The organism is Priestia sp. USM5 (assembly GCF_058323215.1).
Genome location: NZ_JBSGKN010000002.1, coordinates 134,055 through 149,386, shown reverse-complemented (window position 1 = coordinate 149,386; position 15,332 = coordinate 134,055). Strand labels below are relative to the sequence as shown.

Here is a 15,332-nt window from a genome sequence, read left to right as displayed (position 1 = left end):
CCTCTACAATTCTACAATACCCGACACAATCCCTTCCTAAACTATTAAAATTTTTAGAAAATTTAGTGAAAATTTTTGGAACCTGAGAAAAGTTTATGAAAAAACCAAAAAAATAGACCTTCTTCATAAGAAGAAGGGTTGTATTTTTTACGCAAAATTAATTTTTTTTATCGTAAAACATCCCATCAAACGATTTCATTTCGTAAGGGTTTACATAGCTGTTATTATGCTTTTTTTTCACTTTTAGCAAACGGAGATCTTCCATGATTCGATGCCGGATGAAGATCAGATTTTGATCAATCGTCTTATTCATTTCGACAATTTTCTTACCCATCCATTCATGATCTCTACTTTTTGGCGGCAGCTTCTCCATGAGGTCACGTCTTTTTAATAGAAGATACTCTAATTTCTGAATGTCCTCTTCTCGATTTTTGTCAGAAAATATTTGAGTAAGTCGGTAAATCTCGTCAGTTATCTGATACAGTTCGTTTATCATATTTATGCTTGGCCGCCGCTTCCATGGACTTGCTGGCGGTGAAGCTGCACAACTTGCTTCCACGTATCGCGGAACTCTGTTACATATTGTTCGGCTTCATCCAAGCTCTCTATGTCATTTTTTGTGTTCGCTTCAATTAAACACTGGTTGATATAGTCATACATAGTCATCATAGACTTAGCAACTTGCACGTTTGTATCAAGGGTAATCATTAATTCTTGAATAATATTTTGTGCTTTTAACAAATTCGTATTTTTTAGCTCAATATTTTTTTCCTGTATGCCTGTTCGTGCAAGTTTGATAAATTTCAAACACCCGTTATACAGCATAAGCGTTAACTCTCCTGGAGAGGCAGTCTGAACAGCTCCCTGCTGATACGCTTGATATGGATTATTTGCTGCCATAAACGTTCACTCCTTCTTAACTAAAATATTGCGATAACTGCGCGCTTTGAGCATTTGCATTTTGAATGGCTTTCTCCATTGCTGTAAACTGACGATAATACCGGTCCTCTACTTGTGTGAGCCTGCTTTCAAAACTAGTAATTTGGCTGTTTACGCTTTTTAAATTCCGCCCAAGCAAAAATTGTTCACTTGTCCATGTTGAACGGCCAGCGCGCTGCTCAACTTTGGATACGGTTTGAGTAATCGTATCTCGTAAACGTCGTACAATCCCTTTTTCACTTGTTGTACTTCCACTTTTCATAAATAAATCCATAACAGACTGCGGGTCTTTTTCAATTGCTTCTTTTAATTTAGTCCCGTCACCTTCAATCACTAGCTTGCCTCGATCACTATAGTTTGCGCTAGTTGAAATACCGATGTCCGTTAGCTGTGAAAATGCTCCGCTCACTCCTGATACAGAGGCATACCAGTTAGAACGCATTTGATTCAGCCCGCTTGATAAAATTGTGTCTCCTTTTAACAAACCGCTTTTTGCTTTATCATCCCACTGCTCAGCTTGTTTGTCCGTTAGCTTTTCTCTTTCTTGATCCGTCAAAGGCTGATAGTTTCGGTCTCTTTCTTCGGTAATCTTTCCATTAATTTTCTCAATCAGCTCATTATATTTAGTCACAAAATCTTTGATTGTATCAAATACTTTTTGCGTATCATTGCTTACGTTAACGCGCACATCTCCTGTGAAATTATTTTGAAGGGTATAGGTAACGCCTCCCGTTGTAAATGTATTAGACTTACGAGTTGTTTCTAGACCGTTTAGCGTAAATTTTGCGTCTGTTCCTTTCGCATTACCGGCAAGCTGTAGAAACCCCGTTGTCAAAAATGCTCCTGAAAAAACCATATTGGATCCATCTGGACTGTCAACAGAAGATAAATTCCCCGTATCTTTACGAGTCATGACAACTTTATTCGTTCCTTCATCAAAAAAAGCTGAAATGCCTACTTTTGAATTACTGATTTGTGTGAGAAGGGTGTTTAATGAGGTGGAACCATCAAATTCAAATGGCGTACTTCCCCCATCTTGAATATTTCCTGTTGCTTTGCCTGTACTATCATAAGTTGTCATAGAAAAGTTCAGCACATTTTGCTGATACGAGAACGCTTCAATTATACTGCCGCTTGTTAATGTGGTACCAAACGTCATTTCACCTGTGTCTTCGTTAATAAATACTTCATTAGAATTTATAGTTCCCGCCGCTGTTCCTATTCTTACGGTATACGCTTTACTTGTACCATCCGTGGTAACGGATATAGAGTTTAAAGTGCCTGTGTTCTGATTTACAGCAGAAACAGCACCTTTAGCTAATTTCACTGTACTAGTATCCGCACTTAATGTTATGGCGGCTTGTTCCACTGTTTTCTCAGTCCAAACACTTGAATCCATCGACCCGCGTTGAGACCACAAGCTTTTCGTCGGATCCATACTAGAATCAATACTGGTGCTAATAGTCTGAGCAGCAGTCGCCATTGTCACGTTTGAAAGGGTATAAGACGCATTTCCTGCTGAGGAAGTAGCTGATGCTTTTACTTTTGTTTCATCTGCTGAAGATACCGTTTTGGACGAATAAGAAGACTGCAAGGTCATATTAAAAGCAAGATTATTAAAGTCTGATAACAGCAAATTCATAGAGCGATAATCGTCGCGCTGCCACTCTAACGTTTGCTTTTGTTTTTTCATCTTATCAATAGGCATTCGTTCAGCCTTCATTAAATCACTGACGATTTGATCAATATCCATCCCACTTGCTAATCCACTTACTCTTACCACTTACCATCACCACCGTTTTTTTTATTCATCTATCCATCAACTGCTAGCCATAAAATATAAGTATATTTTTTCGAATCTCCCTATTCGTTCATAGGTTCACCACTTCTCTATTTTGTATCGGTAAAACGAACATTTTTTTCATAGGTCAAAGGGTGCAAGATAGAAAAAGCTCACTTATTTTTTTACAATAAGTGAGCTTTTTATTATTGGCCAAACAAGTTCAGTTTTTGGGATAAATTCCTTTGAATATCCTTAGGAATAAGGTATGGTGCTAGATTTATAATATCTCGTAACGAATCAATGGTTACAGAGGCAGATAAATTTATATATTCATCCGTTGTATCTGCTTGCTCAAACGAAATGGAATCTGGCAAATTATTGAGCAGAGTAATTTCATTCATTTCTTTATCGACCGTGACATCAGAAGACTCGTTAATATTTAAGCGATCCCATACAAGAGACCTCGGAATCGGCATTCTTCCTAAATGCACACTATTCACCTTCAAAACAAGCTTTCCATTCTCGGCATTTGGTGTTACATCAACTACAAACTGTGATTCCATAAAAGATACTACATGTTTATTAATATAAAATTTTATATGTTCCGGAAGCAACTCCGCTTCTGCTCCCTCAACCGTTTCATCATTTTCATAAAGGTAGCTGCGCAAATAATCGTTAACATCGCTCTCGCTCAATCGGTAGCCTAAAATAGGGGAGCCTCCGTTCAGTTCTAGCGACGTCGCACGAGCGGACTTTTCTTGTGCTAGTGAAGATAATGAAGCAGTCTGATCAAGCTTTTCAACATTTCTAACTGGACTAACGAAAAAATACAACCCAAATAAAAGGATAATAAATAGAAAAATAACAGCTATAAATTTTCTCAAACACACGCACCCTTTCAAACATTCTTCTTGGAACATAATACCGATTTATCTTTTATCATACAAGATAAATAAGATGTATGTCGAAAACTTGTATAAAATGTACGTATATACTCGACATCCCAAATGGCGAATAAGTCTATAGTGAATAAAACGAGTCTTTTTCGACTTAAAATGCGTCGATTTTAGTAACTTAAAGTCGATTTTTATAGGAATTTGATAATTGGCACACTTCTTGCTTATTATAAAGGTAAGGGGAGGAATTTCTATTTATATTTTCAGAATTTACTTTATTTTCTAATAGTCTTTCGATAATTTTAAAGGAGTGAATACGATGGGAAACAAAACAGAATCACACGGAAAGTTAAAGCAACGTCACGTTTCCATGATTTCCATTGCAGGTATTATCGGGGCCGGCTTGTTTGTAGGAAGCGGATCCGTTATTAACGCAACAGGCCCAGCAGCAGTAGTTTCATATGCAGCAGCCGGACTGTTAGTCGTTCTATTAATGCGTATGCTCGGTGAAATGGCTATGGTAAATCCAGATAAAGGTTCATTCGCGACATATGCTCAGCAAGGAATTGGCCCGTGGGCAGGTTATGCTGTTGGATGGCTTTACTGGTTTTTCTGGCTAATTGTAATTGCGATTGAAGCCACTGCAGGAGGAGCAATTGTTCATGAATGGCTCCCTTCCGTACCAATTTGGCTTTTAAGCTTAATCTTAACCTTTGCATTAACCTTAACAAACTTATTCTCTGTCAAATCATTTGGAGAATTTGAATATTGGTTTGCTATGATTAAAATTGTGGCAATCGTTGCTTTTATGGGAATCGGTTTAGCTATTATTTTCGGATTAATCCCAGGTACATCTTCACCTGGTTTAGCTAATTTAACGGGGCACGGAGGCTTTATGCCAAAAGGTACGAACTCTATCTTTTTAGGAGTTATTACCGTTATTTTCTCTTATTTTGGAGCTGAAATTGCGGCTATTGCAGCTAGTGAATCAGAAAATCCAGCAAAAGCTATTACAACTGCTATTCGCAGTGTCGTATGGCGAATTTTAATTTTCTATATTGGTTCAGTTGCTATTTTAGTAACTCTTTTACCTTGGAACTCAGCTGATTTACTAAAAAGTCCATATGTAACAATGTTAGAAATGGTCAACATTCCAGCTGCTGCACAAATTATGAATTTAGTCGTATTAGTATCCGTTTTGTCTTGCTTGAACTCTGCTTTGTATACGAACTCACGAATGATTTTATCATTAGCTCAAAAAGGACAAGCTCCTCGTGCTTTAGCAAAAGTAAGCAAATCAGGCGTGCCGGCAAGAGCCGTATGGATTAGCACAGCTGCCGCATATGTATGTGCTATCTTTAGCTTCGTTTCGCCGGATAAACTCTTTTTATTCTTAGTTAATGCATCAGGAGCCATTGCTCTTATTGTATATTTAGCTATCGCTATTTCTCACTTACGCCTGCGTAAGAAAATGAATCGAGCCAACCAGCCAATTAAAGGGATGAAAATGTGGTTGTTCCCGTATTTAACATACGTAACAATTGCTGTTATTACCGTGATCTTCTTATCAATGGCATTTATTGATTCGATGCGCTCACAGTTTTTCTTAACTCTTGGATTAACCGCTGTTGTTCTTCTTTCATACTCGTTCATCAAAAAAACAAATAACAAGCGACCTGACGATCAATTTTCCGAGTCAGAAAATATTGCAAAATAAAAAAAGCCGCATCTGCGGCTTTTTTTATTTTGTTTTTGATTATTTCTCAACCGATATGTCACGATGAAGGTTTCGAAGCGGCTGAGGAGGGCAAATACGTCGCGTTGCGTAAGAAACAATAAAAATAGTTAACAACCCGCCTACCATCGCAAATGTACGAAATGGAAACATGACCACCCCGTCTTCTATCATCGGATACGGAAGCAGCGCTTTTAAATGAAGCAGCGGTTCCCCTCCACCGATTCGAAGAACAAGAGACACAATGAATCCAGCCAAAGATCCGTACCAGTTTGCTCCTTTAAAGAACAAAGCGCAAACCAATTGTGGAAAAAGAATACAATACACTAGGTCCCCTGATAAATACCATAAGGAGTAGACACTCTCAGAGTTTAAAGCAATTAAAGTTGCTCCAGTTCCAATGATAATGATAGAACGTTTAATAACTTTATCTAACTGCGCCTGTGTCGCATTTGGTTTTACAATCGGACGATACACGTTCCAAGCTGCCATTCCCGAAGCTGAAAGTAACGAAGCCGCTACTGCAGCCATGACGGCAGCAGCTAGTCCTCCAAGCGCAATCGCTCCTACTAAATCAGGCGTTAGATATTTAAATACGTATGTTAAAATCATAGACGCGCTCTCAGGGCTTGACGCTCCAAATGAAGACCAGTCCGCACTGTAACCAATCATTCCTATTAAAGTTGGAGGAAAGGCCGCTAGAGCGCAAAAAATGCCGGCTGTAATAGATAGCCACATTGCTGCTTTTTCATTTTTAGCAGATAACACGCGCTGAAAATAAATCTGCCATGGAATACCACCAAAAATAAGTAAAAATGTGCTATCCCACCATTGCCAATATGTATTTCCCCATTTTGGATCTTCCCAGCCTTTTAATGGAGGAAATAAATGAAGAGAACCAGTCATACCTTCTGAATAAGTAGAAAAAACGGCTCCCACCCCTCCCGTATTCGAAAATGCAAAAGGAAGCACCAGAAATAATCCTAAAAACATAATAGAAAGCTGTAAGATATCGGTATGTGCTACTGCCCACAAGCCGCCAATCACGGTGTATGCAATGGCAATAAGTGCGGAAAGAATGATGGAAATTGAAAAACTGAGGCCTAAAATCACACCGAATGTTGTTCCTAAAGCAGTTAAGATAGCTGCGCTCCAAAACAGCTCTCCTAATATAGCTGGAAAATAAAGAACCGTAGCCATTTTCTTACCGAAACGAGATTCTAGAGGATCGAGCATTGTCATAAACTCAAACCTTCTCATCTTTCTAGCAAAAAAGATACCGCCTAAAATTAAGCTGATTGAATAACACCATGGCGCTTGCGTCCAAGTCAGTCCTGAGGAATAAACAGTTTCGGCCGTTCCAGCAATATACCCTCCACCTACCCAAGTAGCGGTCATTGTGAACATTGAAATCCATAGCGGCATAGATCTTCCCGCAACAAGCATATCATCTGATTTTCCTTTTTTACTTGCAGCAGCTCGAGCACCAATAAAATAAATAACACCATACATAATGAACATTAAAATGAGGCCTGGCCAATAGAGATCTGGATTATAGAGAGAATAGATAAATGCGACAACCATAAAGATGAAAAATCCTATAATAGTTGTCCATAAGGGGGTTAGTAGACGGTTGTTTCTGTTTGATTTCCCTGAAAAGTCAGAAGTCTCATTCGACTTTTCAGGCCTGGCTTGTTGTGTGTCTGAACGAAATGGCTTTTTAGCATTTTGCATCGTCTCACATCCTTTAAATTGATAAAGAAATCTAAAGACATAACTGTCCTCTATTCCTTTTTCCTACCAGCATACAATTAAACCTAAAAATAGATTTTTTTAGAATAAACTATAAATAGTTGGATTATAAATACCAATACGAAGGGGAGAAATTACGTTTATATAATTATATTAAAATAATTTAAATTGACTTATTTTATTATTCAGCTAAAAATTCATAATTATTTTCATCTTCTCTCTAAACTCCTTTCTTAATTTCCACATTCAAAATCCTTTGTTTCTCAAGGTTTGTATGCAAGCAGATATCGTACTATGGTTAATATATCTGAATGTTTAGGATATTGTCAAAAAAGTTTAAGTGTTTTCATATAAAAAAAGAATAATATTCTCATAGCTCATACATAAAAAAACCTTTTGTATCAAGGGACATAGCAATCAGTATTTTTTAATTACTTTTTGTTAAATTTTTTCTTAATATCCGAATAATCAGCTCTTAATAGAGAAGAAAATCAATTTAAATTCAGAACATTTAAAGTTTTTTGATTTGACTAAATTAAATGGCCGATGCTATAATTCAAATTGTTAAGAACGTTAAATATAAATTTAACAAATTCTATTATTTGGAGGTCGATGCTATTGGAACAAACACTTATGCTTGAGAAAATGCACATAAACGGCCAATGGGTTGAAGCACGCAGCGGCGAGAAAAGAGAAATTGTAAACCCCTTTAATCAAGAGGTTATCGCTGTCGTTACAGAAGGAAATCGTGCTGATGCCATAGAAGCCATTGAATCAGCTAGAAAAGCTTTTGATGCAGGTGAATGGTCTAAATTTACAGCGGCCGAAAGAGGTTCTTTGTTATTTAAAGTAGCGGAAGAAATTCGCAATGATCGCGAGGAACTAGCAAAGCTTGAAACCTTAAATACCGGAAAAACCCTCGTTGAAAGCCTAGCAGACATGGATGGAATTGCTGATGTCTTTCAATACTATGCTGGATTAGCAGATAAAGATGGCGGACAGATGATTGAGTCACCTAATCCCGATTCTGTTAGCCGCGTTGTCCGTGAGCCTGTAGGCGTGTGCAGCCAAATTACTCCTTGGAATTACCCGTTATTGCAAGCCTCTTGGAAATTGGCTCCCGCACTTGCTGCTGGGAACACAATTGTTATTAAACCAAGCGAAATCACCCCTTTAACAACTATTCATATGATGAAAATTTTTGAAAGAGTTGGCTTTCCAGCAGGCGTCATTAACATTGTGCTCGGTCCAGGTGCGACCGTTGGACAAGAAATGGCAGAGAGTCACTTAGTAGATTTAGTTTCCTTTACAGGTGGCGGAGTATCTGGACGTAAAGTCATGCAGGCTGCCGCAGGCAACTTTAAAAAAATTGCTCTTGAACTCGGAGGGAAAAATCCGAATATCGTCTTTGCTGACGCTGACTTTGACACTGCGGTTGACTATGCATTAAATGCGGTCTTCTTTCATGCTGGTCAAGTTTGTTCAGCTGGTGCGAGATTACTCGTTCAAGATGATATTCACGATAAATTTGTTTCAGCAGTTATTGAACAAGCAAAAAAAATTAAGCTAGGGGACGGCATGGACGAAGCCACTCAAATGGGACCCGTTATCTCAAAAGAACATCTAGCTAAAGTGGAACATTATATTGAGCTAGGGAAACAAGAAGGTGCTTCTCTTGTTTTAGGAGGCAAGCGTCCAACTCAGGATTCTTTACAAAAAGGATTATTTATCGAACCAACTATTTTTACAAACTGTCATGGAGACATGAAAGTTGTCCAAGAAGAGTCATTTGGTCCGATTATGACAATTGAGCGCTTCAGTACTGAAGAAGAAGCAGTCGCACTTGCTAACGATACGATCTATGGATTAGCTGGAGCTGTTTGGACAAGTGATATGAACCGAGCTGAACGTGTAGTGAAAGCACTCCGTATGGGAACAACTTGGATTAACGATTATCATCCCTACTTCCCGCAGGCTCCTTGGGGAGGTTATAAGCAATCTGGGATTGGAAGAGAGCTTAGCCATATCGGTCTAGAAGAGTATACGGAAATTAAACATATTTATACCAATACAAATCCACAGCCAATGCGCTGGTTTCAATAAAAATTAAGGGGGAATTTAAAGATGTTTATGCGATTTGAAAGAATGGAACGTTTAAAAAGTTTTGAGATGCCAACGGTTGTAAAACATGGAATTGGTGCTGTAAAACATACTGGAGAGGAAGTAAAAAACCTAGGTGTGTCTAAAGTTTTATTAGTAACAGATCCTGGTGTAAAAAAAGTAGGTTTAGCAGATCCCGTAATCGCTAGTTTAAAAGAAGCGGACGTAGACGTTATTCTATTTGACCAAGTAGAAGCCAACCCTTCTATTCACGTAGTAGCAGACGGCACAAAAATGTACAAGGAAAATGGATGCAACGGACTAGTAGCTGTTGGAGGCGGAAGTTCAATGGATACGGCAAAAGCTATTGGTGTAGAAGTAGCTCATAATGCTCCCGTCTTAGATTATGAAGCAGCTGAAGGAAAAAAACCTTTAACAAAACGTATCCCTCCTTTAACAACAATCCCTACAACTGCGGGTACAGGAAGCGAAGTCACACAATGGGCCGTCATTACGGATCCTGTTCGTGAGTTTAAGTTTAATACAGGTGGACCTTTAATTGCTGCTCACTTAACAATTATTGATCCAGAACTGCACGTATCTATGCCTTCACATATTACGGCCGGTACAGGAATTGACGCATTAGCTCATGCAATTGAGTGTTATACATGCCACTTTGCGCAACCAATGACAGACTCTGTTGCTTTATTGGCTATTGAGTACGTTGGAAAATACTTACGACGTGCAGTTGCAAATGGACAGGATATCGAAGCACGCTATGGAATGGCGCATGCAGCTATGCTTGCTGGCCTTTCATATGGAAGTGAATCTGCAGGAGCAGCTCACGCGATGGCTCAAACATTAGGAGGCATTTATCCAATTGCCCATGGCCCTTGCGTAGCAGCAATGCTAGGTCCTGTAATGGAGTATAACTGGATGGGTGAGCCTGAGAAATTTGCGCGCATAGCTCAAGCTCTAGGGGTTAATACACATGAACTAACACTTGAAGAAGCAGCTCAAGCAGCTGTTCGTGAAGTATATCAATTAGTTAAAGATGTACAAATCCCTTCTTTAGAAGAACAAGGTGTTCCAAAAGAAGCGGTTTCTCGCTTAGCGCAAGAAGCATTTAATGATCCTCAAACAGTTGGGAATCCTCGTGATTTAACTGTAAAAAGTTACGAATGGATTTATAACCGCTGTTTTGAAGCTACACCATTAACCGTATAAAAATGATAAAAGGCTGTTGATTTTTCAACAGCCTTTTTTATGTTACTCTTTCGCTAATTCTTCATTTAAAATATCGATGATTCTTCGGTCGTCAAAAACTTTCACTACTTTTTTCAAGAAATGATAATAATGTTTGGACTCTATAATCTGCGCTAAATTACGCTTTGCTTTTACTGCGATCTCCTCAGGTACATCTTCATCATTTAAAAGAATCTGCAGCTTGTTTTCCGCTTCTTCGATTGCCTCTAAATTAACTGAAATTTCTCTTTGCCACTTCTTACAGAAAAATGAAAAAAAGGACTTAGAAAAATCTTTTTCTGCTTCATATAAGTCTTTTCGAACACCTTTTTTCCACACTTTGTGGACCATGTCAATATTTTGCAGTGAACGAATAGATGTACTCATCGTTGGTTTACTCATACCCAATTCTTCACTCATTTGATCTAATGTAACAGGTTCATCCATAAAATAAAGCATGCCATACAGCCTTCCTACTGAAGGTGTAACACCATATAAATCCATCGTATCAGCTAAAGCACTGACAACCACATCTTCGGCTTCTTTTAATAAATCATGATACTCTTGAACATCACTCATTTACTCTTCTCCTCTTTTGTTAAATTTATTTGAATTATACTTAATAAATTTAATGATACACGATAAAAAGGAAAAAAACAGAAATTCAGTTCAATTTTTTGATAAAAAAGAAGCCTTCTCTTAAAGAGAAAGGCTTAAGACATAGTGGGGAATACTATATGTTTATCTTTCCCGATTTAGATATTATTTATACGGTATATTTTTAATTATTTTCAATCTGATTGTTTTATTTCTTTTTCGGTAATTGTTTCAGCATATCAATAGCATGTAATGTAATTTGAGAAGCACTTTTATTTTCGTTACGTATTTCTTCATAAATCTCTTGTCTATGAATATCTACAGACTTTGGAGCTTGAATTCCTAACTTTACTTGATCACCATTAACTGCAAGGACGGTCACTTCAATTTCATCACCTATTTTGATTGTTTCATGTAACTTTCGTGTTAAAACAAGCATAGACTCACTCCTTATCTATTCCTCTTACTCAAATAACCTGTGCTTCGTTTCGTAAGCTGTATTCATTAAAATCACTTGCTTAGCAAGCTGTTGCTTTGTATTAATAATAACAGGAGCCTGCAAATTAGCCGTTATCTTTTCCACAGAATCTGACATCGTAAGCAATACGTAAACAGCTGCATCTTCCGCTTGTTGTAATTGAAGCTTTTCGATTTCCTGAGGTTCTAGTTGAAAATCATAATCTAAAAAAAACTGAAATGGATCCGTGATAATAAAAGCTAATTCTTTGGTTTGAGTAGACTGCAGAACTTGGAAAGCTTCGGCTTCCGGAAGTGGTAAAATAACAAATTCAGTTTCTTCCAAAAAACCTGGAATCCCTTGATTAAATGTCAGTGTTTGCTGATTATCTATTTCTATATCTCCATGATAGCTTGTGGAAATTTTCATCTCATCACACCTTTGCTAATTAATTTTTTCTTGTTATCTTTTTTCATTATAAAAAAGCTCCTTCTGTGTAGAAGGAGCTTTTTAACGCAAGAAATCTAGCAGCGTAGGCTGAATAATTTGAGCCCCTACTCCCAAAGCAGCACGATGCACGCTTTCTTGTACGGTTAAATCCGTAATGACTTTTTCAATATCTGCATCTTCATTATTTGAAAGCATCTTAGTAGCCGTAATTTCCTGTGAATCAAGGCGGTTTTCGATCAGCTCAAGCCGATTGCTCCTTGCTCCCAATTCAGATCGCTCCGCTAATAGCGTAGACAGCTGCGTGTCTACCTGTGTAGAAAGATCTTTTAGTGAGTTTACATCGTTTTGTTCAAAAGCTGTTTGAACATTGTTCATTAAGTCGAATGCACCTTGTCCAAAGATGTTTTCAGGATGAATATTGACTCTCAGCTGGATACCTTTTGATACCTCAACTGAAAAAGGATCTAGGTTAATAGTTGACTTGATTGTACCACTTGCGTCCTCACTAACAGGTGGCGCTCCTACATTTACACCGTTAAAGATATAGTTTCCTGCCACCTGCGTATTGCCGACTTGCATATAATCCAGCTTTAACTGTTCAATTTCACGTGCAATCGCTTGTCGGTCATCACTTTCATTCGTACCGTTTAACCCTTGCACGACCAGCTCTTTAGTGCGCTGAAGAATGGAATTGACTTGTTCAAGTCCTGATTCTGAACTATCAAACCAAGACTGAGCTTCTGTTAAATTACGTTTATATTGATTTACTTCAGAAAGATTAGACCGATACGCCATTCCTTTCGTAGCGACTACCGGGTCATCGGAAGGACGAGTAATTTTCTTTCCCGTTGATAATTGGTTTTGAAGGGTTTCCAGCTTATTATAGCTATTGCTAATCTGTTTTAACGAATTAGCCGCTAACATTCCTTGTGTGACACGCATCTTTACCTTCCTCCAGTTCCAAGACCGTTTACAATTTTATCAAGCATTTCATCAATCATCGTCACCATACGGGCACTAGCGTTATATGCATGCTGAAACTGAATCATATTGGTCATCTCTTCATCCAATGAAACTGCACTGGTAGACTGGCGCCTTTGCTCCACAGCTCCTTGGAGAGTTTCTGAATTACTTTTTAAGCGGTTGGCTTGTTGGGCATCTACTGACATTTGGCCAATGACAGATTGATAAAATCCATCTAATGAAACAGCTCCGTTTCCGGAATTAATAAGCACCTTTTGACGAAATTGAGACAACAGCTGAGCATTTTGTCCATCTCCTTTGCGGCCAGTTCCATCATCTTCAGAAGAGGCCGAAGAAGCAGCAGCGATATTATTTGTGTTTTGTTTGATTTTATCAGCAATAACAATTCCAGTTGCAGCTCCTTCTTTTTGAGAAATCTCATTAAAAAAGGACACACCATTCTCACCATCTAGCGTGACACCTTGTTCGTGCTTATCATTAAACCAGTTCACAAATTCATATGCCATTTCATCTAAATCATCAATCATTGAAGCGTAAACACCAGTTCTATTACCACTATTATCTATATATCCAGAAGCCTCAATTAACCCTTTAAGTTTTCCTTGAGGAAATGACTCAGGTTTCCGTATCTCATCCCCTATATGAATGCCCGTCACATAGGAATCTTGATTTGTTGTCAAACTGATGGTATTTATTTGATGAGTTTTCCCATCTAAAAGAGTAATAGGTCCTTGAGACGTTTGAAGCTGAACCGTTACCACTCCTTCTGACGTTGCAGAAGCGTTCCCGCTGCTTTTTGTATACTCTAAAGAAACCGGCATAAATTTAGAAATCTCATCTAGCAGCCGATCTCTTTCATCATACAAATCATTAGGTAAATAGCCATTTGGTTCTACGTTTTGTATTTGTTGGTTCACATTATTTATTTGCTCTAGCAACGAATTTACTTGTGTTACGGCTACGTCACGCTCGTTTTGTAAATCACCTTGAATCGTTTTTAAAGAAGTAGATAAATAAGAGAAAGTATCGCCTACTGCTTCAGCTCGTTCAATCATAACAGACCTGGCTCCTGCTTCTGAAGGGTGTGAAGCTACATCTTGAATGGCCTCAAAGAATTGATTAAAAACAGCTGAAAGTCCATCTTCAGTAGGTTCATTCATAATTTCCTCCATTTTTTCAAGAGCACCAGCGCGTGCATCCCAATACCCCACTTTAATGGTTTCATCTCGATACTGGGTATCTAAAAATGTATCACGTATTCGCTCTACCGTGCTGGCTTCTACTCCCATTCCTATTTGACCCGCAGTCCCAGTCTGATTCATCCCTGGGGCCGGATAAGCTGGGAACGTTTCTAAACTTACTCGCTGACGCGTATAGCCCGGCGTATTTGCATTAGATACGTTATGGCCAATCGTGTAAAGAGCCGCTTGTTGGGCGTCCATTCCTCGTTTAGCCACCTGCAAACCATGAAATGTTGAACTCATTCTGCTTTCCTCCGTTCTTTATGCCTTCGAATTAAAAATAGAGTTGGACTGAAACGATCTATTATTTGTTTTTGTGTAATTGAACGAATCCTCTCGCTTCGATGGAACAAGAAGGTCTAGTTCGGTATGAATCAACTGTAAAGACTGTGTGAGCAGCTGATTGTTTAAGTCATTTGCATACTTTATATCTTGAATGATATCTATTAGCTGTTTTTGAAAGGGTATCAAGATGGAGTATTCAGAGAATGAGCCTGCTATTTCTTCAATGGAGCGAGCAGTATGTCCGACTTTTTCCATTGCTTCTATACGTTTTGTTTCCAGTGCAGAAATAGCAGCTATATGAGATTGCTCTTTTTGCAAAGAAGCCGTCAATGCCTTTACATCTTGTTTAATAATAAAATTCGTTTTCTCTTTAACAATGACAGACAAACTTTTATGAAGCGTTACTTGTTTTTCTAGTATCGTTTGAATTTCTTGCACGTTCAATCAATGTCAGTCCTTTTATTTTTTATAGAAATCTACAATACTTTTAGCAATTTCTTTTCCGTTAATTTCGTATGTTCCGCTGTTAATTTGCTGTTTGAGCTTCTCCAATTTTTCAAGTCTTTCTGGAGATGGTTCATTTCCCTGAAGTTTCTTCGCCTCAGGTGAAATATGAATCTGATCTTGTGGATTTTTTTTAGAGACCTGTTCTGTTTTTTCTGATTGTTTTTTGTACGGATTTATTCCAAATAAGTTCGATGGGTTAATCTTCATCTCTCTCACCTCTTTTTATATTTGTATCCGTTATCTCTATTCATTATATCGGAATTTCCACCTAAACCTTTAGCATCCGCAAGGAAGTTGAGACCATTTTCACAGTCCACCTTAAACATAGGTCTATAGATAGAGAGTCTGCAAACATTCAGCA

At 38.2% G+C, this 15,332-nt stretch carries 15 protein-coding genes; 3 read left to right on the top strand and 12 right to left on the bottom strand.

Going from position 1 to position 15,332, the window contains the following annotated elements; translation table 11 throughout:
• Window positions 1-157 precede the first annotated feature (157 nt).
• The 4 genes from fliT to ACWATA_RS25080 all read right to left on the bottom strand — a co-directional run bounded on the left by fliT (window position 158) and on the right by ACWATA_RS25080 (window position 3,612).
• Window positions 158-496 carry a flagellar protein FliT gene (gene fliT, locus ACWATA_RS25095; RefSeq protein ID WP_028412024.1) on the bottom strand — a complete coding sequence of 113 codons (339 nt, stop codon included), beginning with the start codon at window positions 494-496 and terminating at the stop codon, window positions 158-160.
• Between the two features lie 2 nt (window positions 497-498).
• A complete protein-coding gene (fliS, locus tag ACWATA_RS25090; protein WP_028412023.1) occupies window positions 499-900 on the bottom strand; it encodes a flagellar export chaperone FliS in 402 nt (133 codons plus the stop codon).
• A gap of 16 nt (window positions 901-916) precedes the next feature.
• Window positions 917-2,722, bottom strand: a complete 1,806-nt coding sequence (gene fliD / locus ACWATA_RS25085; protein WP_473050265.1) for a flagellar filament capping protein FliD — start codon at window positions 2,720-2,722, stop codon at window positions 917-919.
• 203 nt (window positions 2,723-2,925) lie between these two features.
• Window positions 2,926-3,612, bottom strand: coding sequence for a YpmS family protein (locus tag ACWATA_RS25080; RefSeq protein WP_224980629.1), 687 nt, complete (start codon window positions 3,610-3,612; stop codon window positions 2,926-2,928).
• Between the two features lie 325 nt (window positions 3,613-3,937).
• Between ACWATA_RS25080 and ACWATA_RS25075 the strand changes: the two genes are divergently transcribed.
• Window positions 3,938-5,335 (top strand): amino acid permease, encoded by a 1,398-nt coding sequence (locus ACWATA_RS25075; protein ID WP_154990613.1) that lies wholly within the window; start codon window positions 3,938-3,940, stop codon window positions 5,333-5,335.
• 39 nt (window positions 5,336-5,374) lie between these two features.
• Here the strand turns inward: ACWATA_RS25075 and ACWATA_RS25070 are convergent, their stop codons facing one another.
• On the bottom strand, window positions 5,375-7,087 hold the full coding sequence (locus ACWATA_RS25070; RefSeq protein ID WP_473050264.1) for a high affinity choline transporter 1: 1,713 nt from the start codon (window positions 7,085-7,087) through the stop codon (window positions 5,375-5,377).
• Window positions 7,088-7,717: 630 nt separating this feature from the next.
• Between ACWATA_RS25070 and betB the strand changes: the two genes are divergently transcribed.
• Together betB and gbsB are read left to right on the top strand one after the other, a co-directional pair.
• Window positions 7,718-9,208 (top strand): betaine-aldehyde dehydrogenase, encoded by a 1,491-nt coding sequence (gene betB / locus ACWATA_RS25065; RefSeq protein ID WP_176521382.1) that lies wholly within the window; start codon window positions 7,718-7,720, stop codon window positions 9,206-9,208.
• A 21-nt stretch (window positions 9,209-9,229) separates the two neighbouring features.
• On the top strand, window positions 9,230-10,432 hold the full coding sequence (gbsB, locus tag ACWATA_RS25060) for a choline dehydrogenase (protein ID WP_016765895.1): 1,203 nt from the start codon (window positions 9,230-9,232) through the stop codon (window positions 10,430-10,432).
• A 42-nt stretch (window positions 10,433-10,474) separates the two neighbouring features.
• On the opposite strand, the gene cudC is transcribed toward gbsB, so the two are convergent.
• The 7 genes from cudC to flgM form a co-directional block, all read right to left on the bottom strand.
• Window positions 10,475-11,029 carry a choline uptake/conversion transcriptional regulator CudC gene (gene cudC, locus ACWATA_RS25055; RefSeq protein ID WP_028409671.1) on the bottom strand — a complete coding sequence of 185 codons (555 nt, stop codon included), beginning with the start codon at window positions 11,027-11,029 and terminating at the stop codon, window positions 10,475-10,477.
• Window positions 11,030-11,255: 226 nt separating this feature from the next.
• Window positions 11,256-11,486, bottom strand: coding sequence for a carbon storage regulator CsrA (gene csrA / locus ACWATA_RS25050; RefSeq protein ID WP_029714345.1), 231 nt, complete (start codon window positions 11,484-11,486; stop codon window positions 11,256-11,258).
• Window positions 11,487-11,510: 24 nt separating this feature from the next.
• Complete coding sequence (gene fliW / locus ACWATA_RS25045; RefSeq protein WP_028412016.1) at window positions 11,511-11,933, bottom strand: flagellar assembly protein FliW; 423 nt, start codon at window positions 11,931-11,933, stop codon at window positions 11,511-11,513.
• A gap of 81 nt (window positions 11,934-12,014) precedes the next feature.
• Complete coding sequence (gene flgL, locus ACWATA_RS25040) at window positions 12,015-12,896, bottom strand: flagellar hook-associated protein FlgL (RefSeq protein ID WP_034264317.1); 882 nt, start codon at window positions 12,894-12,896, stop codon at window positions 12,015-12,017.
• A gap of 2 nt (window positions 12,897-12,898) precedes the next feature.
• The gene (gene flgK, locus ACWATA_RS25035; protein ID WP_154992153.1) at window positions 12,899-14,422 is read right to left on the bottom strand and encodes a flagellar hook-associated protein FlgK; all 1,524 of its coding nucleotides are present in this window, start codon (window positions 14,420-14,422) and stop codon (window positions 12,899-12,901) included.
• Between the two features lie 18 nt (window positions 14,423-14,440).
• On the bottom strand, window positions 14,441-14,902 hold the full coding sequence (locus tag ACWATA_RS25030; RefSeq protein ID WP_321201868.1) for a flagellar protein FlgN: 462 nt from the start codon (window positions 14,900-14,902) through the stop codon (window positions 14,441-14,443).
• 21 nt (window positions 14,903-14,923) lie between these two features.
• A complete protein-coding gene (gene flgM / locus ACWATA_RS25025) occupies window positions 14,924-15,178 on the bottom strand; it encodes a flagellar biosynthesis anti-sigma factor FlgM (protein WP_165635057.1) in 255 nt (84 codons plus the stop codon).
• Between the last annotated feature and the right edge of the window lie 154 nt (window positions 15,179-15,332).

Bases quoted from the DNA above. Each gene is read 5' to 3' on its own strand.
- fliT (WP_028412024.1), bottom strand. From the start codon at position 496: ATGATAAACGAACTGTATCAGATAACTGACGAGATTTACCGACTTACT.
- fliS (WP_028412023.1), bottom strand. From the start codon at position 900: ATGGCAGCAAATAATCCATATCAAGCGTATCAGCAGGGAGCTGTTCAG.
- ACWATA_RS25075 (WP_154990613.1), top strand. From the start codon at position 3,938: ATGGGAAACAAAACAGAATCACACGGAAAGTTAAAGCAACGTCACGTT.
- ACWATA_RS25070 (WP_473050264.1), bottom strand. From the start codon at position 7,087: ATGCAAAATGCTAAAAAGCCATTTCGTTCAGACACACAACAAGCCAGG.
- betB (WP_176521382.1), top strand. From the start codon at position 7,718: ATGCTATTGGAACAAACACTTATGCTTGAGAAAATGCACATAAACGGC.
- gbsB (WP_016765895.1), top strand. From the start codon at position 9,230: ATGTTTATGCGATTTGAAAGAATGGAACGTTTAAAAAGTTTTGAGATG.
- cudC (WP_028409671.1), bottom strand. From the start codon at position 11,029: ATGAGTGATGTTCAAGAGTATCATGATTTATTAAAAGAAGCCGAAGAT.
- csrA (WP_029714345.1), bottom strand. From the start codon at position 11,486: ATGCTTGTTTTAACACGAAAGTTACATGAAACAATCAAAATAGGTGAT.
- fliW (WP_028412016.1), bottom strand. From the start codon at position 11,933: ATGAAAATTTCCACAAGCTATCATGGAGATATAGAAATAGATAATCAG.
- flgL (WP_034264317.1), bottom strand. From the start codon at position 12,896: ATGCGTGTCACACAAGGAATGTTAGCGGCTAATTCGTTAAAACAGATT.
- flgK (WP_154992153.1), bottom strand. From the start codon at position 14,422: ATGAGTTCAACATTTCATGGTTTGCAGGTGGCTAAACGAGGAATGGAC.
- flgM (WP_165635057.1), bottom strand. From the start codon at position 15,178: ATGAAGATTAACCCATCGAACTTATTTGGAATAAATCCGTACAAAAAA.